The organism is Chitinophaga sp. YR573 (assembly GCF_900110995.1).
GTDB lineage: Bacteria > Bacteroidota > Bacteroidia > Chitinophagales > Chitinophagaceae > Chitinophaga.
The window spans coordinates 2,415,251-2,436,469 of record NZ_FOJF01000001.1 but is presented as its reverse complement, the minus strand read 5'-3'; the positions used below and the strand labels follow the sequence as shown (position 1 = coordinate 2,436,469).

The following is a 21,219-nucleotide window of genomic DNA, read 5'->3' as shown; positions in this document are numbered from 1 at the left end:
GAAAATCCCCGGTATAGCTATACCGGGGATCAATTATATTATAATGTGTATTGTTCTCATTTACTGTTTGGCGACACTTTCAATCCATTTGGAGATGTGACTGCACTGTTTGAACTCATCGTCTACATGGATGTAGTATGTTGGGATCTTTTCCCTCAGCCATTTGTCGCGGGTTTCTTCCTGTTTAATCTGCAAAGTACGTTGCTGGATGCGCGCATAATCATCTGTCATGTTCTCGCGGTGAGGCTGCGTACGTGTTTTCAGGTAAACAATGCGGCAACCCAGGTTACCTTTTTCATCTGTATACTGAACCGGTTTGGATAATCCGCCTGGTTTCAGGGTGTCCAGCATCAGTACGATATCCCTTTCGGAAGGATCGTCCAGCTGATCTATGGTGATAAGGGTGCTACCATTCATTTTGTTCTGCAGCATACCGCCATCGAACTTCGCCATTTGTGCATCGCTGTATTTGGCAACAGCTTCAGCAAAGGTGTATTTACCGGTAGCGATATTGGTACGGATGGTATCCAGTTTGGCCATTGCCTGAGCAATATCGGAGCGGGTGATGTTCGGTTTGAGCACTATATGCTGAACGGTTACGTTATCGCCCTGACGTTTAATACATTGGATCAGGTGGTAGCCGAACTGTGTTTTGATAGGACTGGAGATCTCATTCTCTTTCAGACGGAAAGCCGCTGCCAGGAAGTCTGCATCCCATTGTTTATCTGCACGGTTCAGGATGTATACCCCTTTGTTGTCTTTAGCTCCGGGATCGTCTGAATATAACAGCGCCAGACGACCGAAGTCGTTGGTTTTGTCCTGTACCTGTTTTTTGAAATCCAGCAGGCGGCTAATGGTGTACTGCTCCATTTCGCGGGTGGGTTTTGGTAACAGGATCAGCTGACCTATTTCGAGTTCAGATTCATAAAAGTGAAGACTATCATGAGGAATACCATCGAAGTATCTTTTTACTTCAGAAGGGGTCACCTTTACAGATCCGGTGACTTTTTCCTGCATAGCTTTTGCCAGAAGGCCTTCTTTGATAGGCTGGCGGAAGCGTTCACGCAGCTGGTAAATAGAATACCCGGTTACTTCTTTCATTTTCTCACGGGTACCATAGAGTTCTTCGAAATAGCGGATACGGTTTTCTATCTGTCCGTCCACATCCGCGTCACTTACCGGCAAACTATCGCGTTCTGCCTGCATTACCATTACTTTCTGAGCGATGATCTGTTCCATGATCAGGCAGGATGCGTTCGGTGGCAGGCTATTGTCCGGCGTATTACGTTGCAGGTTTACCATCTCTCCTTCCACATCTGATCTCAAAACGATCTTGTCCCCTACGATGGCGGCTATTTTATCCGCTACCATCTTTTTCTGCTGGGCTGAAACTACCTGACAAAGCAGTAATGCGCCTGCAGAAATTGCCAATATTCTATTCATAATAACGAGTGCAGTGAATTTCAAAAGTAACCAAAAAATAAGCCGCGTGATAGCGGCTTATTTTTTTAACAAAAGTTTATGCTGTATTATAACGTTCTCTTTACTTCTACTTCTTCGAATCCTTCTACTATATCGCCTACGTGGAGGTCGCTGTAGTTTCGGATACTCAGACCGCATTCCATGTTGGCGGCAACTTCTTTCACATCTTCCTTGTAGCGTTTCAGAGATCCCAGTTCGCCGGTGTAGATTACTATACCATCACGTACCAGGTTCACACGGGTGTTACGTGCTATCTTACCATCCAGCACAAAGCAACCTGCAACGGTAACCTTGTCGAAGCGATAAGTTTCGCGCACCTCTACGTTGGCAATAACCTTCTTCTCGATCTTAGGTTCAAGCATACCTTCCATCGCGCTCTTCAGCTCATCGATAGCATCGTAGATGATGGAGTAGGTACGGATCTCGATATTCTCTTTCTCTGCCAGTTTGGATGCCTGTGAAGACGGACGCACCTGGAAGCCCACAATGATCGCATCTGAAGCGGTAGCCAGCAATACATCGGATTCTGTGATCTGACCCACTGCTTTGTGCACCACGCTCACTGCAATTTCTTCGGAAGACAGTTTCTGCAGGGAATCGCTCAATGCTTCCACAGAACCATCAAAGTCACCCTTGATGATCAGGTTCAGCTGTTTGAAGTTACCCAGTGCAAGACGACGTCCGATTTCATCCAGCGTAATGTGTTTCTTGGTACGGATACCCTGTTCGCGGATGATCTGCGCACGGCGGGTAGCCATTTCCTTCGCTTCGGATTCATCTTCATACATTCTGAACTTCTCACCAGCCTGCGGTGCACCGTTCAGACCCAGTACCTGTACAGGTGCGGATGGCCCGGCGGATTCTACGCGCTGACCGCGTTCATTGAACATCGCCTTGATCTTACCGAAGTGAGATCCGGAAGCGATGGTATCGCCCTGATGAAGAGTGCCAGCCTGTACCAGCAGGGTGGCTACATAACCACGACCTTTATCCAGTGATGCTTCAATTACGCTACCGGAGCCTTCTCTGTTAGGATTAGCTTTCAGTTCCAGTAATTCAGCTTCCAGCAATATTTTTTCCAGCAGGATGTCTATGTTGAAACCGCTCTTGGCAGAAATTTCCTGGCTCTGGTATTTACCACCCCAGTCTTCTACCAGCAGGTTCATACCAGCCAGCTGTTCTTTAATCTTTTCAGGATTAGCGCCTTCCTTATCTATCTTGTTAATAGCAAACACCATAGGCAGACCCGCTGCCTGTGAGTGGGAGATCGCTTCTTTCGTCTGTGGCATGATCGCATCATCTGCAGCAATTACGATGATGGCGATATCCGCTACTTTGGCACCACGAGCACGCATCGCAGTGAAGGCTTCGTGACCCGGTGTATCCAGGAAGGTGAGGCGTTTTCCTGTAGCGGTAGTTACCTGGTAGGCACCGATGTGCTGGGTAATACCCCCTGCTTCACCGGACACCACGTTTGCGCTACGGATATAGTCAAGCAAGGAGGTCTTACCATGGTCTACGTGACCCATGATGGTCACAATAGGCGCTCTTGGTACCAGATCTTCCTCGTTATCCACTACTTCCTCTTCATCCATTTCGTCTGCATCATCTACACCGATGAATTCAACTTCGTAACCAAACTCTCCGGATACCAGTTCTATTACTTCCGCATCAAGGCGTTGGTTGATAGATACCATGATTCCGAGGCCCATACATTTGGAGATTACTTCTGCGAAGCTCACGTCCATCAGGTTGGCCAGTTCACTTACAGAAACGAATTCTGTAACCTGGAGTTTGTTGCCTTCAGTACCCTGATTAGCCATTTGCTCTGCGAGCTCATGACGTTTATCACGGCGTTGTTTGGCTTTAGTATTTTTACCACGTCCACCACCGCCGGTCATTTTGGCCATGGTTTCTTTGATCTTATTCTGAATTTCGTTCTTATCTATTTCTTTATCCTCAGGTCTTCTGTTGTCGCGGTTGCCATAAGTACCACCAGCGCCTACAGCAGGTCTGTTACCAAAACCACCTGGTCTGTTGCCACCGGCTCCACCGCCACGGTTACCGCCAGCACCACCACCCGGTCTGTTACCACCGCCCTGATGGCCGCCTGGTCCACCCGGTCTGTTACCACCTGGTCTGCCATCACGGTTAGGTGCAGCATGTGGTCTGCTTGGTCCTGCAGGTTTATTTGCATCGCCGCCGGCATTGGCATTGTTACCACCGCCGCGGTTCCCACCAGCACCCGCAGGTCTGTTATGATCACGATCGCGGTTAAAGTCACGGTTACCCGGACCACGGTTGCCACCACCTTCATGACCGCCTTTATTACCGGCACCGCCCTCATTTGGAGAGACAGGTTCTGGTTTCTTTTCTACGATGATACGCTTGCGTTTGCGTTTGTCATCGCGGTCATTGTTATTATTGTTGTTGTTACCGCCACCGCCGCGATTGAAATTATTGTTATTTCCTTTGTTGTCGCGGGTATGTCTTTCGGTATGAACGGGCAGATCGATTTTACCGATGACTTTTGGTCCGGTCAGTTTTTCTGCCTGTATGTTTTCTATAACGGCGTTTCCACCATTATCATCCTGGTCTGATGCAATTGCTGCTGCAACTTCCTCCATATGCTGTGCGGCCGGTTTTTGTGCGGGTTCTTTCGCAGGTACCGGTTCTTTTGTTTTATCCTGAGCGACGGCTGTTTTTTCAGCTACCGGCGCCTGTTTGTCTTCAACCGCTTTAACAGCTGGTTTTTCAGCAACAGGTGCAATAACTTTTTCTGTTTGGATGGGCTGTACAGGTTTCACAACTTCCGGTTCGGCAGGTTTTGCTGCTTCTACGGGGCGTGTTGGTTGTACAGGCGGCACAACAACTGGTTCCTTAACGGGTTCTTTTTCTTTTGCCACAGGTGCTACGGGAGCAACAGGGGCTATAGGAGCCACAGGAGTTACAGGTGTTTCCGGTTGTTTAGCAACGGGTTTTTCTTCCTGTTCCTGTTTCTTGGCAACCGGAGGAGGTGTTTTTTTGTGCTTATTATTAAGGGCATCCAGATCAATAGTGGCAACCACTTTGGGGCCATTAATCCTTGGAGCATCTGTTTTAGTGACTTCCGGGCTTTCCGGTTGTGCAGGAACTACTACAGGGGTTTTCTCAACAACAGGGGGCTTCGGAGCAGGTGGTTCTTTCTTTACCTCTTCTGTTTTAACAACAGGAGGGGTAACTACTGCTGCCACTACCGGTTCCGGTTTAGGCTCGGGCTTTGGTTCAGGCTTAGGCTCCGCTTTTGGTTCGGATTTAGGCGCTGGTTTAGGCTCAGGCTTTGGTTCTGGTTTAGGCTCAGGTTTTGGTTCCACTGCTGCCGGGGATGTGGGCTCCTCTTTTGAGGAAGTTTCCTTCTTTTTAGCCGCTGCTGCCTCTGCTTCTTCCTTTTCCTTCTTCTTCATTGCATCTAACACACTTCCTTTAGGCAAGGCTATCTGATCGCTTTTGCGTTTATTAGCCTTATCCTGCTGGAATTCAGATTGCAGGGCTACATACATCTGAGAAGTCAGGCGTGCATTGGGTGAACCAAAGCCCCCCATATCATAGCCTTTATTAGCAAGAAAATCAATTAGTGTTTCCTTACCAATATTGAACTCCTTGGCTGCAGCCAGCAGTCGTGGCGTGTTGTTTGTTACTTCAGGCATATTGTAATCTCGGGCCTCCCCATTTTTCCTGTTAGCTAACAGGACTCCGTTTTTTAACAATTAACAATAACTAAAAAATATTTCCTGTCAAGTAAGCCCACATCCTGGGGAAGTTGCGGTGTGGTCTTACTCTTTATCCTTATCAAATTCTTCCTGTAGTATTCTTCTAATATCTTTTACTGTTTCTTCTTCCAGATCAGAACGGCGAACCAGTTCTTCTACTGTAAGGTCCAGCACACTACGCGCGGTGTCGCAACCAATGCGTTTTAGTTCATCCAGCACCCACTCTTCAATCTCATCAGAGAATTCTTCCAGGTCAATATCAAATTCTGTTTGTTCCTGTTCTTCATCGCGGAACACATCTATTTCATATCCTGTCAATTCGCAGGCCAGTTTAATATTTACACCTTTTTTTCCGATAGCCAGGGATACCTGGTCTGCCTTAAGGTAAACAGAAGCATACTTATTATCATTATCCACTTCCATGCGGCTGATTCTTGCAGGCGTTAAGGCGCGCTGTATCAGCAATTGGATGTTAGCGGTATAGTTGATGATATCTATGTTTTCGTTACGCAATTCCCTTACGATACCATGGATGCGGCTTCCTTTCATACCAACGCAGGCCCCAACAGGGTCTATGCGGTCATCATAGGATTCCACAGCCACTTTGGCTCTTTCTCCGGGTTCGCGTACAATTTTCTTGATTACAATAAGGCCGTCAAAGATCTCGGGAACCTCAATTTCCAGCAATTTCGCCAGGAAGGTAGGATGGGTGCGGGAGAGTATGATGAGTGGTGCGTTGTTTTTCATTTCCACCTTCTTCACTACTGCTCTTACATTTTCCCCTTTCTTGAAATAATCGGTAGGAATTTGTTCAGATTTAGGTAAAATTAACTCATTCCTTTCATCATCAAGCAATAAAACTTCTTTTTTCCAAACCTGATAAACTTCACCGGTTACAATTTCACCTACTCTGTCTGCGTATTTTTTAACCAGGATGTTCTTTTTCAGATCTCCGATACGGGCAGAAAGTGTTTGCTTAGCAGCCAGTATGGCTCTGCGGCCGAAATCCATGATTTCCACTTCTTCGTACAGATCTTCACCAACCTGGTAATCTGGTTCTACTAAAATGGCTTCAGAATAAGCTATCTGGGCATTATCGTCTTCCACTTCTCCATCAGTCACAATTGTCCTGCGGCGTAAAATCTCCAGGTCACCCTTCTCAGTATTTACAATCACGTCAAAATTCTCATCAGAGCCATACTTCTTACGAAGAAGCGTTTTAAACACATCTTCCAATACCTTCATCAAGGTTGGGCGGTCAATGTTTTCCGCCTCCTTAAACTCCGTGAATGACTCAATCAGGTTAATACTTGCCATGTTTCGATTATATTATTATATTTTAAAACACGATGCACACCATGGTGTGCTTTATTTCGCTTAAATTAATTTCTGTTGTTACTTTCTCTTTCTTCTTGCCCACTGTTTCCTCAATTGTGATCTTCTCTTCAGTAGCTGCCAGCAGCGTACCCTCCTTCTCCGTATTGTTCAGCAGCGTCACAGCTACCTTCCGGCCAATATTCTTAAGATACTGACGGTGGAGTTTAAGCGGCTCGTCTAATCCGGGAGAGGAAACTTCCAGGGAGAAATCATTGTCAGGGAAAAGGTTTGCACCTTCCAGTCTGGGGTATAAGTTGCGGTTGAAGGCTACAAGCTTCTCTACTGGCACACCATTGTCGCCATCTACAAAAAGCTTTATATTATTAGTGGGTTTTATCCGCACGTCTACCACAAAATATTCCGGGTAGGGTGCCAGCATTTCGGCTGCCAGGTCCCGGATGTTTATTAAAACATGTTCATTTGCCATATAAAAAAACGAGAAGGGGACAGTCCAGTCCCCTTCAATTGAATCATTTTCCTACATGCAAAATTAGGAATTTATTTTAATCCAAAAACTATTTCTTTAACTTGTACGAAATAATTTAATATATCCAAACCCCCGACCTATACAGATTGTAAAAGATTTTAATAAATTCACGCCCGCGCAAGTAACATGCAAATTAAAAGATACATACAACACCTTCATATAGAGTTGTTCATATGGCCAACGGCGTTAGTGCTATTATATTTCATGAATCCACAAGCTTCGGGCGCTCAAAGTTTTTGTTTGTTGAAACACCTGGGAATTCCCTGGTGTCCGGGCTGCGGAATGGGACATTCTATCAATTACCTGCTTCACGGACAGTGGATCGCCTCTTTTAAAAGCCATCCCTTAGGTCCATTTGCCGTAGGCATGTTAACATATAGAACCTTCCAGCTGGGGAAATTACAGGTACAAACTATTTCTGAACTAAAAAACAACATCACATGACAGATTTCTCTTTTGCTATGTTACCCGGCATTGATTCGGAAGAATTAATGTGGCTGCAGGAACTTACCAAAAACTACTCTGAAGAAAACACCAGGCGCTTCCTGTCTATCTATCAGGGTCGCCGGCAGGACCCACAAACCATCCTGATCTGTTCTCTCATTGGCCTGATAGGACCTGCAGGCATCCAGCGTTTTCTCTTAAAGCAGATCGGAATGGGGATCCTATTCCTCTTCACCCTGGGATTCTGCTTTATAGGCACCATCGTAGATGCCGTTAATCACCGCAAACTTACATGGGAGTATAATAAGAAGGAGGCCATAGCGTCTGCTGCCTTACTGGGACTAAAAGACTTTTAACAGGTTGATCAATTGCATACATTGTTTATATGTATGCAATTGATCTCAACGAAATCCTTGTTAAAGAAAACCTAAAATCAAACCGGTTTCCGGCCCTGATAGCCGATTAACTCCTACATTTGCGGTATGCTTAAGATTATCTTTTACACATTTATATTCTGGCTGCTGTACAAGCTCATATTTGATTTCATCGTACCGGTATATCAGTCTACCAAACAGGTTCGCCGTCAGATGGGAGATATCCAGGACCGTATGCGTCAGCAATATCAGGAACAGCAACAGGCACAGCAGGAAACTCAGCGCCCGCAGACATCTGCCAAAAAAACAGATAAAAGCGACTATCTCGATTTTGAAGAGATCAAATAGTCTTATCTGAAAATATCCGCAATAGTTTTAGGCGGCACCAGGTGAATTGTTTCCAGTCCAACCAGTTTTGCTCCCTCTATATTTGGCAAGGTATCGTCAATAAATAACGTTTCGGAAGGTTGTAGTCCATTCTCTTCCAGTACCAGCTGGTACGCCTCCTTCTCCGGCTTCCGGAGACCAATCAGGTTCGAATAATACACTTTATCAAAAAAGTCTGCCAGTGATGGAATACTTCTGCTTTGCTGCAGGATGTTATTAAATGCATCCATATGGATAGCATTCGTATTACTAAGCAGGTACAATCCGTAATGCTGACGCAGTTGCTGTAAGATCTGTAAACGACGCAACGGAAAATCCAGCAGCATCGCATTCCAGGCATCTATGATCTGCTGGTCCGTTGTTCCTTCGGGCGCATGTTGCTGCATGGCTGTGAGAAAATCCTCCTTTCCAATCTTACCCGTTTCAAGATCTCCAAATAAATTGGATAACGTAAACTGGTTATACAGGCTGGTAAAATCTTTTACGCCCAATTCCGCAAATGCATTGTAAGTGAGCTGGTAATTGATGTTCAGGATCACTCCACCCAGATCGAAAATAATGTGCTTAATGCCTTTCATGGGTGCAAATTTAGCAGTCTCAAAGAAAAAAATATAAATCAGTTGGATAATTGAATAAAAAATAATTAATTTTGCCCTCCCCTGAAAAGGGTACCCACAAAAAGTTTCAATATATTCGTTCTGCAAAGAACAGGTCCTATAGCTCAGTTGGTTAGAGCACCTGACTCATAATCAGGGGGTCCCTGGATCATGCCCAGGTGGGACCACACAGAAACAACGAGGCCGTCTCTTTCTTTGAGATGGCCTTTTTTTGTCTGTTCGTTAAATGATCATAACCACATGCAGATAAAAAGCAAATTCTTTGCTGTTGAAGGCCTGGATGGCGCCGGCAAGTCTACACAAATCGCATTACTGACAGATTATTTCAATGCCCGTGGTATTGAAACAAGGTTTGTTCATTTCCCCAGAAGCCAGGAAGGCGTGTTCGGAGAACTGATCGCAAAATTCCTGCGCGGAGAATTCGGTGATGTGAAACAGGTACACCCACAACTGGTAGCACTGCTCTTTGCGGAAGACAGAAAGGCATTTGCTAAAACCATCAATGAATGGCAGCAAAGTGGTCATGTGGTACTGGTAGACAGGTACGTGTTATCAAATATAGCTTTTCAGTGTGCCAAGCTGACATCCGAAAATGAGAAACAGGAATTAAGGGAATGGATCAATATGTTTGAATATGAACATAACCAGATCCCTAAACCCGACCTGTCTTTTTATCTGGACGTCCCCTTTGCATTTACAGAAAAAGCACTCACCGAAAGACGTTCCGGAGAGGAAAGAAAATATTTAAATGGAAAGGATGATATCCATGAAAAGGATTTTTCCCTGCAGCTGGCAGTAAAACATGAATACGATGTGCTGGTAAATACAGATAATACCATTACAAAGATTACCTGTTATAATGAAGATAAGCAGATGAAACCCATTGCGGATATTCATGCTGAGATCATTTCGAATATTGAGAAGATTATTTGAGGGAAGTGACGTTTACGACAAATGAAAAATGAAATAAAAAGGTTCTCATAGGATATAAAATATAATCGTTGGCATAGATTATTTGAGATACTCTTTTGTAATAACAATTTAGCATAAACTTTCCTTGATACCAATTTAGGTGTATATGGTATCAGAGATAGATAAAAAAACATTATCACTCCACCTCAAATAGATAAAACTGCGTCTCTTCCTGCGCAGAAAAATTATTATCTGCTACAAAAATCATACTCCTGTGACCATTGGGAAGACGTGGTCCAAAAGTCATTCCTTCTATATTGTCTATATAGGTATGCAGACTTTCAAAATTAAATAACTGTTTTTTGCTGACAGGCGTAAAGGTTTTTACTTCCTGTAAAGAATTAATGTCGCTTACATCAGTAGCCTTATCCAGACTGGCAACAAACAATCTGATAGTACAATCTTTAATGCCTGTAGAAAAAGACCGCTCTATAATCAGCAACCGGTAAGCTGATAATACAAGAATATCTGAAATACCATTGATGTAAAACTTATCTGCGGGTACAGGATGTTGTGCTACCGGATCTAATTTATACGCATATTGCGCTACTGGTTTACGACTTTGCAGATCGTACTTGAGAATACGGATATAGGCCGTTGTATCTGTAAATCCTGCACGCGGGCCATCTTCATAACGGGGTTCTTCCAGGTTTACAAACATGTAACGCCCGTCGGGTGTAAAGCCAAGTCCTTCGAATGTACCATTACGGCGTGGTCCTGCGGCGGTTGCCTGCATATGAAACCGGGAAGGGATAGCAAAAGAATCTAAAAATCGTCCGTCTTTGCTGATCTCGTACACAGCAGGATCTTTCAATATAGTGTCTTTGTCTACAATTCTTTCTCCTTCACTACTCCAGATAAGATGACCGGTATGCGGATTATAACGCATCGCTTCAGGATCTGGTGCCATATTTTTCGTAGCAGGATATACGTTACCGTCCGGCATACGTAATGAAGTAACGCCTGTAAAGCGGACACTGTCTGTTGTTAACTGAGCGGTATAAAATCTGGCGGATTGTTTTTCTGAACGATCATCGCAAATGAGGTAGTATACCTGTTGTGCAGTATCATAATCGATACCTGATAATCCACCAATGGTTGTACCATTAAAAGGAAGATTATGAGGTACAATGTATTTGTGTATCAACCTGAGTTTTGAAACAACAGGAGTTGTTGTTTTATGTGCAATGCTGCATCCGGCAAACAGCATGCATAACAGCCAATATTTTTTCATACAAGCAGATGTTAATTACCTGCTGCAAATGTAAGTAATACAAAGCACCCCTCAGATGCTTTGTATTACTTATGAACGGCTATATTAATCAGACTGTTACAATGAAAGGACTAACAATCGCTGTTACTGCTGCTCTGTCCAGTGGTTCGTCGAAGGATTCAGTCGCGGCGTTAGCATCTACCTGTGAAGCAATACCGGTAATGGTAACACCTCCCTGTGCTTCTACCTCTTCTCCATTATAGGTAGCCTGAATAGCAGAAATATCAGTTGCCTTACCGGTAATCCATCCTTTCTGTCCTCTCATTCTACGGATATGAGCAGCGTGACGGGCTTCTACAGAGTGAATCTGTAATGCAACAGTAAGAACGGTTTTATTTTCCTGTAAGTTAGCAGCCTGGCCTTTGTATGCTCTTACGCCGGTATCTTCAAAACCCTGTGCTATGGCTAACAGCGTACTGTAACTGCTGAATACTGAAGGAAAGGTTCCATCTGCTGTATAATCAAATGTAGGCGCAGGATCAGGTGTACCTCCCAATGCCTGAATCGTTTGCGTAAGCAATGTTACGTGTGCAGCCTCATGATTGGAGATCGTTGTAAATGCAGCAAGTCCGGCTGCATCGAACAATGATGTATGTGTAATGGCTTCAGTATAAAATCCTGATTCCAGATGTTCCAGTAAAAGCGCAAACTGTAATACTGATAATACATCGGCAGGAGTACGGCCGTAAGCCTTTTTAAACATACTGCTTAATGCAAGAGGAATCGCAGACAGCGCAAGCACTTTACCAACATTGGCAAAACTTTTCATTGCACTTCTGCGCGTATCCAGACGTTCGTAAATTTCCGGATCCGTTTTCTCTATGGCTGTAAGAATATTTTGCAGGTCCATATTGTAAGATTTTAAAAATGTGAAGTAACTAGTGGGGCAGTGTATTTACGTTGATCTGTGTTTTGATATAAGTACTGGCAATACCAAAAACATCCAATGGAGATCTTGCTTTGTCCAGCCCTTGTGCATCAACAGCAGTGCTGTCTGCAAATGAACCAGCAGTGATCAGATCACGGATAACAGCAGCGTGACGTGCTTCCACAGACACAATTTTACCTGCAAATCCAAGATAGGCTGGCAGTGTAATATACTGGCCTGCACCGTTGTAGGCGCTTACCCCCAGATCTTCAAAAGCCATCGCTGTTGCCAGTACTTTATCTCTGCTGGTGAAATCGATAGAAGTGAAATTTACTTCCAGGGATGCGATTGCATTTGCACCCAGTGCAGCTTTGAAGAATTCGCGGTGAGCGATTTCATGATTACGGATATCTGTAAGAATAATCCCTTCTGCGGTACTCATGCCTGCATAAGGAGTAGCGATGACCTGTATGTAGAATGCTGCTTCCAGCTGTTCTAATGCATATGCGTAATTTAATACTGAAGTATCGCCACTACCAAGGCTTACACCAGAACCATCCGTATTATCTTTTGAGCAGCTGTTTAATGCGGCTCCTGCAGAAAGTATGGCAGTACCCATACCTGCGTATTTAAGAAATGTACGGCGATGCACGTTAGGCATGGCAATACCTTCCTGCTGACCATTACTGGTTGCAGTACGGGTTTTCCGTATGAACATAATGAAAGAGTTTAGAGTGAACTAAAAGTTTTTCAGACTATAAAAACGTAATGTTTAGAGCTACGCGATAGCAAAAACCAGGGTTACACTTTGGGTGTGATGACAGGCTTTCTGTAGTTCATATACGGGGAGTAAATTCTTATGGTTTTAAAAACGTTGAAATACTTTTAATTGAGAGCTCGCTATAGGTAAGGGTTTTAAAGAATGGTATATATGAGTACGGATAATGGATCATCGTTTATCATTCATAAACGATGATTCATTATCCGTAAAAAAAGAGCTTTGGGGGCTACAATAATTATAGTGCCCTTCCACGTATAATATTTACAAGAATAGCGATGATAGCCAATACAAGCAGTGCATGGATCAAGCCACCTGCGGAGTAAACAAACACGCCCAAAACCCATCCGATAATCAGAATAACTGCGATTAAATAAAGTAAGCCGTTCATATCAAAAAGATTTGGTTACAAATAGTATTTAAAAATCTATGCCAGATAAACCGGCAGGAAGAGATAATCTGCTACAGCCGCTAATTACAAGTATTAAAGCCCGCCGGTAACAAGCAATCTGGTCACAGCGTTATGAAGTAGATTTGGGGAAGGTATTCCCCAGAAGGGGTATTAATATTGTTTACTTAGTTCAGTAAACCATTGTTGGATAAAGGTGTTTACTAACTGGACACATTTTTGAAATCATAAAAGAAGACTTATATTAAGGAACAGTTTTCCCCCAGGAACCAGTTTCATTTATCACTGCATAAAATTTTAACACCCATGCAACACAACGAAAAATTGATGGAAGCCCTGAGTGATCTTGTAAAGATCAATAATGACCGCATCGAAGGATATAGAAAAGCCATGGAGCAGACAGATGATGTTGATCTGAAAGCATTGTTTCAACGAATGACAGAAGAAAGTACTGTATATATAAATCAGCTGAACGAAGAATTACTAAAAGGAGGAAGTGGCGAAGAAAGGAATACGACAGTTTACGGAAGATTATACCGTACCTGGATGGGTGTAAGAGCGACCTTTACCGGAAAAAACCGCTACGCTATCCTGGCTGCCTGTGAATATGGGGAGGATGCAGCACAAAGAACATATGAAGATGCTTTACGATCTGATATCTCGATGCCTTACAGCGTTCGTGAAATGATCGCAAACCAGAAGGGTGCACTGAAAAGTTCTCATGATACAATTAAGACATATAGAGATCTTGAAAAAGTAGTTCAAAATTAAATTCATTTGTTCATTACTGATAAGCCTGTTCTTTTTGTTCATAATAGTGGGGAGTTCCTGTTGTTCAGGATGGGCTGCTTACATTTGAAATGAAGATTAAGCGGCTACTTATGTTTATAAGTAACATTTCAGTAATGGATTTAGGTAAATGGACAGCCCCACATTGTGGGGCTGTCTGTATTTAAAGATGAAGATCTTTCTAAAACCAGTCTTTCCACACAGGCTCGTATCCCTGTTTCCTGAGCATAATGGCAATATCTGCTGCGTTCCTTTCATCTGAAATTTCAAATTGTTCCAGGGAAGATGTATCGGCGGCATAGCCTCCTGGATTAGTCCTGGAACCCGCGCTGATAGCTGTGATGCCCAGCTTTACAACATTGTCCCGGAATGTTTCATTCTCCCGGGTAGATAAGCTGAGTTCTACTTCCTGGTCCAGTAAACGATAAGCACAAATAAGCTGCACCAGTTCCCGGTCGTTCATGACAACCTTAGGTGGGAGCCCTCCTGAACATGGGCGTAACCTGGGAAAGGAAAGGCTGTATTTTGTTTGCCAGTAAGTTCTTTCTAAATACTGTAGATGAAGCGCTGTAAAGAAACTGTCTGTACGCCAGTCTTCCAGTCCTATTAATACCCCCAGCCCTATTTTATGCACCCCGGCCCGGCCCAATCTGTCGGGCGTTTCCAGCCGGTAATCAAAGTTTGATTTGCGTCCTTTAGGATGATGCAATTTGTAATCTTCCCGGTGGTAGGTTTCCTGATATACCAGTACTGCATGTAATCCCAGGGGAATAAGTGCTGCGTATTCAGTCTCATCCATAGGCTGTACTTCCATGGAAATACTGGCAAAGTGAGGACGGATGAGTTCCAGCGCCTGTTTGAAGTAATCCAGACCAACAGTCTGACTTGCCTCTCCTGTTACCAGCAGCACATGATCGTATCCCATTTTCTTTATCGCAGCTACTTCCTGGAGTATCTCTGCCGGGGCCAGTGTTTTCCGCTGGATCTTATTATCCAGGCTAAATCCGCAGTAAGTGCAGATGTTCTGACACTCGTTACTGAGGTATAGCGGGATATACAATTGCATAGTGTTACCAAAGCGTTGCTGTGTCAGTTGCCGGCTCAGCTGTGCCATTGGTCCCAGGTAAGGAAGCGCGGCCGGAGACAGCAATGCTTTAAAATCTTCCAGGTTACGTTTGCGGGCATGTAATGCCTGTTCCACATCTGTAGCCGTTTTAGCGTAAATGCTTTCTTTTACCTGGTCCCAGTTATATTGATCAAAAATGTTTTTGAAACCTGACATAAGATGGATGATTTAATCTAAAAAACCGATAAGCGGACTGGACGCAATGGCCTCTTTATGAGCAGGTGCAAGCCCGGCCTCATAGGCCAATCTCCCCGCAATAACTGCCAGCTTAAATGCTTCTGCCATTAATACGGGGTTTTTAGACACGGCAATAGCGGTGTTGACCAACACAGCATCCGCACCCATCTCAAGGGCTCTGGCGGCCTCTGAAGGGCTGCCAATGCCTGCATCTATCACTACCGGAATATTACTCTGCTCTATAATGATCTCCAGGAAATCTGCTGTCTTTAATCCCTTGTTACTGCCAATAGGTGATCCGAGCGGCATCACCGCTGCCGTACCAACTGCTTCCAGTCGTTTGCACAACACAGGATCTGCATGTATGTAAGGCAATACCACAAAGCCCATTTTAACCAGTGCTTCTGCCGCTGCAAGCGTTTCTATAGGGTCTGGTAACAGATAGCGGGGATCGGGATGTATTTCCAGTTTGATCCAGTTTGTTTCCATGGCTTCACGGGCAAGCTGTGCCGCATATATGGCCTCTTTAGCTGTACGTACACCAGAGGTGTTGGGCAACAACCGGAATGGCAGATGCTGTAACATATCATCAGCCTCATTGTGCAGGTCTACCCTTTTTAACGCGACGGTTACGAGTTCTGTACCAGAGGCACGCAGCGCCTCTTCCATGACTGGCAGTGAAGCAAATTTGCCTGTGCCGGTAAAAAGGCGGGATGTAAAGGTGTGACCGGCTATAATTAAAGGTTGCATGACAGGGAATTTAATTGGATATTATTCATGATAGCAGACACCAGTTGCTTTTTATCTGTCGCATGTGTAAGCAATCCGCTGATGGCAATACCATGAATGCCGGTACGCATCAGGTCCGGTATATCCGCTGCCAGAATACCACCAATAGCGATAATAGGAATATCAATGTTCAGGGCTTTCAGTTTCCGCATAATAACATAGATGCCTTCCAGGCCCAGGATAGGACTTAGCTTTTGCTTGGTTGTAGTGAAACGGTAAGGCCCCACACCAACATAGGTAGCTCCGTCCTGCACATGTTGCAGAATATCTTCCAGGGTGTTAGCCGTGCCGCCTACTATAGCTTCACTGCCCATTATTTTTCTGGCCTCAGCGACTGTCATATCATTCTTGCCAACATGAACACCATCCGCGCCTACGGCCTTTGCTATATGCGGAAAATCGTTGATAATAAGTGTAGCGCCGTAATCTGCACAGATAGCTTTGGCTAACAATGCCTCGCTGGCGATAATACTTTCAGGTGCATGTTTAATTCGTAGCTGTACCCAGCGGCAACCCGCTTCGCAGGCCGCCTGAATGTTCTCCAGGTGCATGGGCTGCGATATGTATTGTAATGAACTGATCATGTTAATTAATTTTTCTCCAGATATCCCTGATACGGCAAAACTCTTCTATAGCCCTCTCCGGTTTTTCCCATAGGGCACCCAGCAGTGCGATACCATCAAACAGCATACTGCGGGCTTTACCGGCGGTGGTATCATTCACGCCACCCAACGCCAGCACATTCCCTTTGAAACCATCTTTATCCAGCCGGAAACTTTCATCAAAAGCAGCAGTATAACCTTTCTTGGAAATGCTGTCAAACACAGGACTTAACAGCAGATTACTCCAGTTATTACTGGCCACCTGCAATGTTTCAGCGCTATGAATACTGGTACTTAATGACCATCCCATTTGCTGATAACGACAGATGTCCTCTTCTGTAATATTTCCCCTGGCAGCTTCTCCGAAATGCAGGCCCTGCAAGCCATAGCGTTCACACAAAACAGCATGTTCTGCTATCATCAATCTGGGATAACAGATAGGATCTGCCTGTGATAACAACTGCTCATAATCGGCTTCCTGCCAGCCTGGTTTACGCACGAGGATGCTGTCTGCCCCTTCTTCCAGTAGCTGTTGCCAGATGACTGTTTCACCGGGAATGTTTTGCATATGAGTGATGATCTGTATCAAAGCTTTAGAATTTGATTTAGAAATACACTTCTCCGCCCTGCTCGTTAAAGGCCGCCGCCTGTGCAGCCATACCGGACGCTGCGTATTCTCTTACTTCCTGTGTTATTTTCATAGAACAGAAATGAGGGCCGCACATAGAACAGAAGTGTGCAATTTTCGCGCCTTCTGCCGGCAGTGTTTCATCATGGTAAGAACGGGCGGTTTCAGGGTCCAGCGACAAATTGAACTGATCTTCCCAGCGGAACTCAAAGCGGGCTTTACTCAATGCGTTATCACGGTGTTGCGCACCCGGATGCCCTTTGGCAAGATCCGCCGCATGTGCGGCTATTTTATAGGCAATTACTCCCTGACGTACATCTTCTTTATTGGGCAGGCCCAGGTGTTCTTTGGGTGTTACATAACAAAGCATAGCCGTACCAAACCAGCCTATCATCGCAGCACCGATCGCAGAAGTGATATGGTCATACCCCGGAGCGATATCAGTGGTTAATGGCCCCAGTGTATAAAAAGGTGCTTCACTGCAATGCTGTAATTGTTTCTCCATATTGGCTTTGATAAGATGCATGGGTACATGTCCCGGCCCTTCTATCATCACCTGTATATCATGTTTCCAGGCTATCTGTGTTAATTCTCCCAGTGTTTCCAGTTCGGCAAACTGAGCCGCGTCATTCGCATCTGCGATACAACCCGGACGTAATCCATCACCTAATGAAAACGCTACATCATACGCTTTCATTATCTCACAGATTTCTTCGAAGTGTGTGTACAGGAAATTCTCTTTATGATGAGACAGGCACCATTTAGCCATGATGGAACCACCGCGGGAAACGATACCGGTAGTACGGGTGGCAGTTAAGGGAACATAACGTAAAAGCACGCCGGCATGAATCGTAAAATAATCTACACCCTGCTCTGCCTGTTCTATCAGGGTATCTCTGAAGATCTCCCAGGTGAGGGCTTCCGCTTTACCGTTTACTTTTTCTAAAGCCTGGTAAATAGGAACGGTACCAATAGGCACAGGAGAGTTACGGATAATCCATTCTCTTGTTTCATGAATATGTTTTCCTGTACTGAGGTCCATGATGGTATCGGCTCCCCAGCGGCAGGACCATACTGCTTTTTCCACTTCTTCCTCTATGCTGGAAGATACCGCAGAGTTACCGATGTTGGCATTGATCTTCACGAGGAAGTTACGGCCGATAATCATCGGCTCACTTTCCGGGTGATTAATATTCGCAGGAATAATCGCACGGCCGGAAGCAACTTCCTCCCGTACAAATTCCGGCGTAATAAATTTAACAGGTGTATTAGCGCCAAAAGAATGTCCTTTATGCTGGTGCCATAGCGGATCATCTTTCATCAACTGCTCCACACATTGGTTCTCACGAATGGCGATGTATTCCATTTCCGGAGTGATAATACCTTTGCGGGCATAATGTAACTGGGTAACATTACTGCCTTTTTTCGCTTTCATCGGAGAATGCAAATACGAAAAGCGTAAGGCATCCAAACGGGTATCTGCCAGTCTTTCCTGTCCGTATACAGAGGTAACAGCTGTCAGCTGGTCCACATCATTACGGTCTTTAATCCAGTTCTCACGCAGGCGGGGTAAGCCTTTGCGAACATCAATTTCAATCTCGGGGTCGGTGTAAGGACCACTGGTATCATACACTACAACGGGAGCATTAGGCATTTCTCCTTCAGTGCCATGCGGGCGTGTAGGAGTAAGCGTTATCTCTCTCATGGCTACGCCATTAACATAGATCTTTTTTGAGCCGGTAAATGGCGCACGCGAAATGGGCTGCATAAATTAGTTTTAAATAAGGCAATAAGATTCCTGACGACATCAAGCCGTACAATCAAAAAGGTGAAATGTGGAGATGAATTTACCCTCCCTGTGTAGCGCGTATAATAGTTATACTATCTGCGCTTTGCAGCGTTTGTTGCTGCCAGGTAGCCTTGGGTACAACCTGGCTGTTAATGGCAATAGCAATGCCTTTGTCTGATGGTAATTGAATAAACTGTAAGAGAGCAGCGATGGTTATACCAGGCTGCACCGCATAAAGTTTATTGTTTACATGCACTTCCATGTTTACAGAAATTTAAGTGAAACAATAAACTTTAAGGATGGTAAAAGATGTGAGAGTTCAGTTACTTTTCCCTACGGCAGTATGAACTGCGTCAGGTCTGAGGGTCTCATCTCAGCTTCCCGGTGATTTATTTCCGGAAAACACCCCTAAAGTGAGCGTAAAGGTAGGGGAAAAAGTCCATATCTTTGAAGCTATGAAAAAATGCATTGTGCTGGCTGCATCACTCATTATCCTATATGCGTGTGAGCCATCTTCCGGACCAGCGTCTACCATCACATCCAGGGACAGCAGCCTGATCGATGTGCCGGACAGTACATCAATGCAGATTACGGATTCTGTTGCAATCATTGCAACAACGGATACGGTTACTTATAATGCGGCCCAGTTGGTGGGTAAATGGTTACAACCGGTGCCGGGGCTGGATGACGAAATGCAGGGCTTTCTCCTGAAGAAAAACGGGAAAGCTGTTTCTATCAACACTTACTCTCTTGTATATGACAAATGGTTACTACAGCATGATACATTACTGCTGTGGAACCATGCCGAAGGAGTACATAGCAAGGACTCTGCAGCGACTATAGATACCACGATCATTAAGTCGCTGACAGACACCTCACTGGTGTTATTCCCGATCAAGGCTGTTCCCGGATACCGGGAACAATACAGAAAATCAATTATACATCTGCCATAATGCTACCGCGCAGGCTACTACGGCCATGAATATACCGGCAGTAGCTACCTGCATATCTTCAGTACTTCTGCGGGCTTTTATAACGGAAAAGCCGCCAATCAGTATGGCTGCAATCCCAAATACAAGGGCAGTGCCGGGAGTTTTTGCTGCATAAGCGTAAACGGCAGCAAACACGCCTGCGAACATGGATACGAAGCAGAGAATCTTAGTGCTTCTGGTGGTGGTGGTGTGCTGTTGCATAAACTATGAATTTGAATTAGAAAACTGGGTTTTGTTTTTCTCCCATGGCAGTTTCAGCAACGGTCCTATCTCCTGATAACGGTCATCCTGGTATTCATCCAATCCATAACGGATAGACGTAGTGTCCTTTATTTTTACAAACGTGCCGAAAAGTCGATCCCACAGGGAAAATATATTTGCATAATTAGAGTCTGTTTCCGGTTGGTGATGGCTATGATGCACCTTGTGCATATCGGGCGATACGATGATCCAGCTGAGTGTATTATCAAGCCATTTGGGCAAACGGATATTCGCGTGGTTAAACTGCGCCATAAAGGCGGAAAAAGTCTGATACAGCATTACCATCCAGATGGGCACTCCCATCGTAATAATCGCGAAGAAAAGGGCTATTACGCGGAAGAAACTTTCTACCGGATGATGTCGGAGAGCTGTCGTTGCATCTATAGCGGTATCTATGTGATGAATCTTATGGAAATGCCACATCCAGCCAATTTTGTGCTGGATGAAATGAACCAGGTAGGCACCGATAAAATCCAGCATTAATAACGCCAGGATACAATGTAACCAGAGAGGGAGATGTATGAGGTATAGCAGGCCAAACTGTTCGCGGCTGGTCCATTCAGATGCTTTCACGATCAGGAATGCAAAGCCGAGATTTACGATTGCCGTAGTCAACGTAAAAAACAGATTCGTACCTGCATGACGATAGCGGTTGCTTTTAAAAGATAAACGCGGGATAGCGCCTTCTATGATCCAAAGCAATAAAAGTCCGCCTACCAGAATGGCAGTACGATACCAGGAAGGAATGCTGTCAAAAAACGCTTCCATACGGGAATTAATTTGCGGGATAAACAAGACGGGGTAATAACGTCGTTACTGTCCTTTCGTACCCTTATTTCTACGATAAAT

At 44.7% G+C, this 21,219-nt stretch carries 23 protein-coding genes, 1 tRNA gene and 1 riboswitch; of the genes, 7 read left to right on the top strand and 17 right to left on the bottom strand.

The genetic code is table 11. The features are described from left to right. Positions 1-60: 60 nt before the first annotated feature. From BMW86_RS10160 to BMW86_RS10145, 4 genes are all read right to left on the bottom strand, one after another. Positions 61-1,443 (bottom strand): peptidylprolyl isomerase, encoded by a 1,383-nt coding sequence (locus BMW86_RS10160; RefSeq protein ID WP_089781452.1) that lies wholly within the window; start codon positions 1,441-1,443, stop codon positions 61-63. Positions 1,444-1,529: 86 nt separating this feature from the next. Next, the gene (gene infB, locus BMW86_RS10155) at positions 1,530-5,168 is read right to left on the bottom strand and encodes a translation initiation factor IF-2 (RefSeq protein ID WP_089781450.1); all 3,639 of its coding nucleotides are present in this window, start codon (positions 5,166-5,168) and stop codon (positions 1,530-1,532) included. Positions 5,169-5,294: 126 nt separating this feature from the next. Beyond that, complete coding sequence (nusA, locus tag BMW86_RS10150) at positions 5,295-6,548, bottom strand: transcription termination factor NusA (protein WP_089781448.1); 1,254 nt, start codon at positions 6,546-6,548, stop codon at positions 5,295-5,297. Positions 6,549-6,570: 22 nt separating this feature from the next. Further along, positions 6,571-7,035: an LSm family protein gene (locus BMW86_RS10145; RefSeq protein ID WP_089781446.1), complete on the bottom strand. Its 465-nt coding sequence runs from the start codon at positions 7,033-7,035 to the stop codon at positions 6,571-6,573. A 186-nt stretch (positions 7,036-7,221) separates the two neighbouring features. Between BMW86_RS10145 and BMW86_RS33325 the strand changes: the two genes are divergently transcribed. From BMW86_RS33325 to BMW86_RS10130, 3 genes are all read left to right on the top strand, one after another. After that, positions 7,222-7,539, top strand: a complete 318-nt coding sequence (locus BMW86_RS33325) for a DUF2752 domain-containing protein (protein ID WP_089781444.1) — start codon at positions 7,222-7,224, stop codon at positions 7,537-7,539. Then, complete coding sequence (locus BMW86_RS10135) at positions 7,536-7,895, top strand: TM2 domain-containing protein (RefSeq protein ID WP_089781442.1); 360 nt, start codon at positions 7,536-7,538, stop codon at positions 7,893-7,895. Before BMW86_RS33325 ends, BMW86_RS10135 begins: the two co-directional genes overlap by 4 nt. 126 nt (positions 7,896-8,021) lie before the next feature. Continuing rightward, complete coding sequence (locus BMW86_RS10130; RefSeq protein ID WP_089781440.1) at positions 8,022-8,261, top strand: hypothetical protein; 240 nt, start codon at positions 8,022-8,024, stop codon at positions 8,259-8,261. A 2-nt stretch (positions 8,262-8,263) separates the two neighbouring features. Here the strand turns inward: BMW86_RS10130 and BMW86_RS10125 are convergent, their stop codons facing one another. Then, on the bottom strand, positions 8,264-8,878 hold the full coding sequence (locus BMW86_RS10125; protein WP_143056542.1) for an HAD family hydrolase: 615 nt from the start codon (positions 8,876-8,878) through the stop codon (positions 8,264-8,266). A gap of 132 nt (positions 8,879-9,010) precedes the next feature. Here BMW86_RS10125 and BMW86_RS10120 point away from each other — a divergent pair. Beyond that, positions 9,011-9,084 (top strand) — tRNA-Ile (locus BMW86_RS10120). Between the two features lie 73 nt (positions 9,085-9,157). Further along, the gene (tmk, locus tag BMW86_RS10115; RefSeq protein WP_089781435.1) at positions 9,158-9,850 is read left to right on the top strand and encodes a dTMP kinase; all 693 of its coding nucleotides are present in this window, start codon (positions 9,158-9,160) and stop codon (positions 9,848-9,850) included. A 175-nt stretch (positions 9,851-10,025) separates the two neighbouring features. Here tmk and BMW86_RS10110 read toward each other — a convergent pair whose 3' ends face one another. The 4 genes from BMW86_RS10110 to BMW86_RS32485 all read right to left on the bottom strand — a co-directional run bounded on the left by BMW86_RS10110 (position 10,026) and on the right by BMW86_RS32485 (position 13,199). Continuing rightward, positions 10,026-11,123 carry an esterase-like activity of phytase family protein gene (locus tag BMW86_RS10110; RefSeq protein ID WP_089781433.1) on the bottom strand — a complete coding sequence of 366 codons (1,098 nt, stop codon included), beginning with the start codon at positions 11,121-11,123 and terminating at the stop codon, positions 10,026-10,028. 88 nt (positions 11,124-11,211) lie between these two features. Further along, a complete protein-coding gene (locus BMW86_RS10105) occupies positions 11,212-12,012 on the bottom strand; it encodes a ferritin-like domain-containing protein (RefSeq protein WP_089781431.1) in 801 nt (266 codons plus the stop codon). 28 nt (positions 12,013-12,040) lie between these two features. Next, positions 12,041-12,748, bottom strand: a complete 708-nt coding sequence (locus BMW86_RS10100; protein WP_089781428.1) for a ferritin-like domain-containing protein — start codon at positions 12,746-12,748, stop codon at positions 12,041-12,043. A gap of 298 nt (positions 12,749-13,046) precedes the next feature. Beyond that, positions 13,047-13,199, bottom strand: coding sequence for a lmo0937 family membrane protein (locus BMW86_RS32485; RefSeq protein WP_143056541.1), 153 nt, complete (start codon positions 13,197-13,199; stop codon positions 13,047-13,049). Positions 13,200-13,523: 324 nt separating this feature from the next. Between BMW86_RS32485 and BMW86_RS10095 the strand changes: the two genes are divergently transcribed. Beyond that, positions 13,524-13,988: a ferritin-like domain-containing protein gene (locus BMW86_RS10095; protein WP_089781426.1), complete on the top strand. Its 465-nt coding sequence runs from the start codon at positions 13,524-13,526 to the stop codon at positions 13,986-13,988. A gap of 199 nt (positions 13,989-14,187) precedes the next feature. On the opposite strand, the gene thiH is transcribed toward BMW86_RS10095, so the two are convergent. The 6 genes from thiH to thiS form a co-directional block, all read right to left on the bottom strand. Next, entirely contained in the window at positions 14,188-15,288 is a 1,101-nt protein-coding gene (gene thiH, locus BMW86_RS10090) for a 2-iminoacetate synthase ThiH (RefSeq protein WP_089781424.1), read from the bottom strand. A 12-nt stretch (positions 15,289-15,300) separates the two neighbouring features. Further along, entirely contained in the window at positions 15,301-16,059 is a 759-nt protein-coding gene (locus BMW86_RS10085) for a thiazole synthase (RefSeq protein ID WP_089781422.1), read from the bottom strand. Continuing rightward, positions 16,047-16,682, bottom strand: coding sequence for a thiamine phosphate synthase (locus BMW86_RS10080; RefSeq protein ID WP_089781420.1), 636 nt, complete (start codon positions 16,680-16,682; stop codon positions 16,047-16,049). The genes BMW86_RS10085 and BMW86_RS10080 overlap by 13 nt, the downstream gene beginning before the upstream one ends. A gap of 1 nt (position 16,683) precedes the next feature. Continuing rightward, positions 16,684-17,289 (bottom strand): thiamine phosphate synthase, encoded by a 606-nt coding sequence (locus tag BMW86_RS10075; protein ID WP_143056540.1) that lies wholly within the window; start codon positions 17,287-17,289, stop codon positions 16,684-16,686. Between the two features lie 16 nt (positions 17,290-17,305). Further along, complete coding sequence (gene thiC / locus BMW86_RS10070; protein WP_089781417.1) at positions 17,306-19,096, bottom strand: phosphomethylpyrimidine synthase ThiC; 1,791 nt, start codon at positions 19,094-19,096, stop codon at positions 17,306-17,308. A 79-nt stretch (positions 19,097-19,175) separates the two neighbouring features. Further along, the gene (gene thiS, locus BMW86_RS10065; RefSeq protein ID WP_089781415.1) at positions 19,176-19,379 is read right to left on the bottom strand and encodes a sulfur carrier protein ThiS; all 204 of its coding nucleotides are present in this window, start codon (positions 19,377-19,379) and stop codon (positions 19,176-19,178) included. 51 nt (positions 19,380-19,430) lie between these two features. Beyond that, positions 19,431-19,537: riboswitch (TPP riboswitch) on the bottom strand. A gap of 35 nt (positions 19,538-19,572) precedes the next feature. Between thiS and BMW86_RS10060 the strand changes: the two genes are divergently transcribed. Continuing rightward, positions 19,573-20,070, top strand: a complete 498-nt coding sequence (locus BMW86_RS10060) for a lipocalin-like domain-containing protein (RefSeq protein ID WP_089783628.1) — start codon at positions 19,573-19,575, stop codon at positions 20,068-20,070. On the opposite strand, the gene BMW86_RS10055 is transcribed toward BMW86_RS10060, so the two are convergent. Beyond that, the gene (locus BMW86_RS10055) at positions 20,050-20,310 is read right to left on the bottom strand and encodes a hypothetical protein (RefSeq protein WP_089781413.1); all 261 of its coding nucleotides are present in this window, start codon (positions 20,308-20,310) and stop codon (positions 20,050-20,052) included. The genes BMW86_RS10060 and BMW86_RS10055 overlap by 21 nt on opposite strands. A gap of 3 nt (positions 20,311-20,313) precedes the next feature. Continuing rightward, positions 20,314-21,138 (bottom strand): sterol desaturase family protein, encoded by an 825-nt coding sequence (locus BMW86_RS10050; protein ID WP_089781411.1) that lies wholly within the window; start codon positions 21,136-21,138, stop codon positions 20,314-20,316. Positions 21,139-21,219 lie beyond the last annotated feature (81 nt).

Coding starts and splice junctions, on each gene's coding strand:
- BMW86_RS10160 (WP_089781452.1), bottom strand. CDS start 1,443: ATGAATAGAATATTGGCAATTTCTGCAGGCGCATTACTGCTTTGTCAG.
- infB (WP_089781450.1), bottom strand. CDS start 5,168: ATGCCTGAAGTAACAAACAACACGCCACGACTGCTGGCTGCAGCCAAG.
- nusA (WP_089781448.1), bottom strand. CDS start 6,548: ATGGCAAGTATTAACCTGATTGAGTCATTCACGGAGTTTAAGGAGGCG.
- BMW86_RS10145 (WP_089781446.1), bottom strand. CDS start 7,035: ATGGCAAATGAACATGTTTTAATAAACATCCGGGACCTGGCAGCCGAA.
- BMW86_RS33325 (WP_089781444.1), top strand. CDS start 7,222: ATGCAAATTAAAAGATACATACAACACCTTCATATAGAGTTGTTCATA.
- BMW86_RS10135 (WP_089781442.1), top strand. CDS start 7,536: ATGACAGATTTCTCTTTTGCTATGTTACCCGGCATTGATTCGGAAGAA.
- BMW86_RS10130 (WP_089781440.1), top strand. CDS start 8,022: ATGCTTAAGATTATCTTTTACACATTTATATTCTGGCTGCTGTACAAG.
- BMW86_RS10125 (WP_143056542.1), bottom strand. CDS start 8,878: ATGAAAGGCATTAAGCACATTATTTTCGATCTGGGTGGAGTGATCCTG.
- tmk (WP_089781435.1), top strand. CDS start 9,158: ATGCAGATAAAAAGCAAATTCTTTGCTGTTGAAGGCCTGGATGGCGCC.
- BMW86_RS10110 (WP_089781433.1), bottom strand. CDS start 11,123: ATGAAAAAATATTGGCTGTTATGCATGCTGTTTGCCGGATGCAGCATT.
- BMW86_RS10105 (WP_089781431.1), bottom strand. CDS start 12,012: ATGGACCTGCAAAATATTCTTACAGCCATAGAGAAAACGGATCCGGAA.
- BMW86_RS10100 (WP_089781428.1), bottom strand. CDS start 12,748: ATGTTCATACGGAAAACCCGTACTGCAACCAGTAATGGTCAGCAGGAA.
- BMW86_RS32485 (WP_143056541.1), bottom strand. CDS start 13,199: ATGAACGGCTTACTTTATTTAATCGCAGTTATTCTGATTATCGGATGG.
- BMW86_RS10095 (WP_089781426.1), top strand. CDS start 13,524: ATGCAACACAACGAAAAATTGATGGAAGCCCTGAGTGATCTTGTAAAG.
- thiH (WP_089781424.1), bottom strand. CDS start 15,288: ATGTCAGGTTTCAAAAACATTTTTGATCAATATAACTGGGACCAGGTA.
- BMW86_RS10085 (WP_089781422.1), bottom strand. CDS start 16,059: ATGCAACCTTTAATTATAGCCGGTCACACCTTTACATCCCGCCTTTTT.
- BMW86_RS10080 (WP_089781420.1), bottom strand. CDS start 16,682: ATGATCAGTTCATTACAATACATATCGCAGCCCATGCACCTGGAGAAC.
- thiC (WP_089781417.1), bottom strand. CDS start 19,096: ATGCAGCCCATTTCGCGTGCGCCATTTACCGGCTCAAAAAAGATCTAT.
- thiS (WP_089781415.1), bottom strand. CDS start 19,379: ATGGAAGTGCATGTAAACAATAAACTTTATGCGGTGCAGCCTGGTATA.
- BMW86_RS10060 (WP_089783628.1), top strand. CDS start 19,573: ATGAAAAAATGCATTGTGCTGGCTGCATCACTCATTATCCTATATGCG.
- BMW86_RS10055 (WP_089781413.1), bottom strand. CDS start 20,310: ATGCAACAGCACACCACCACCACCAGAAGCACTAAGATTCTCTGCTTC.
- BMW86_RS10050 (WP_089781411.1), bottom strand. CDS start 21,138: ATGGAAGCGTTTTTTGACAGCATTCCTTCCTGGTATCGTACTGCCATT.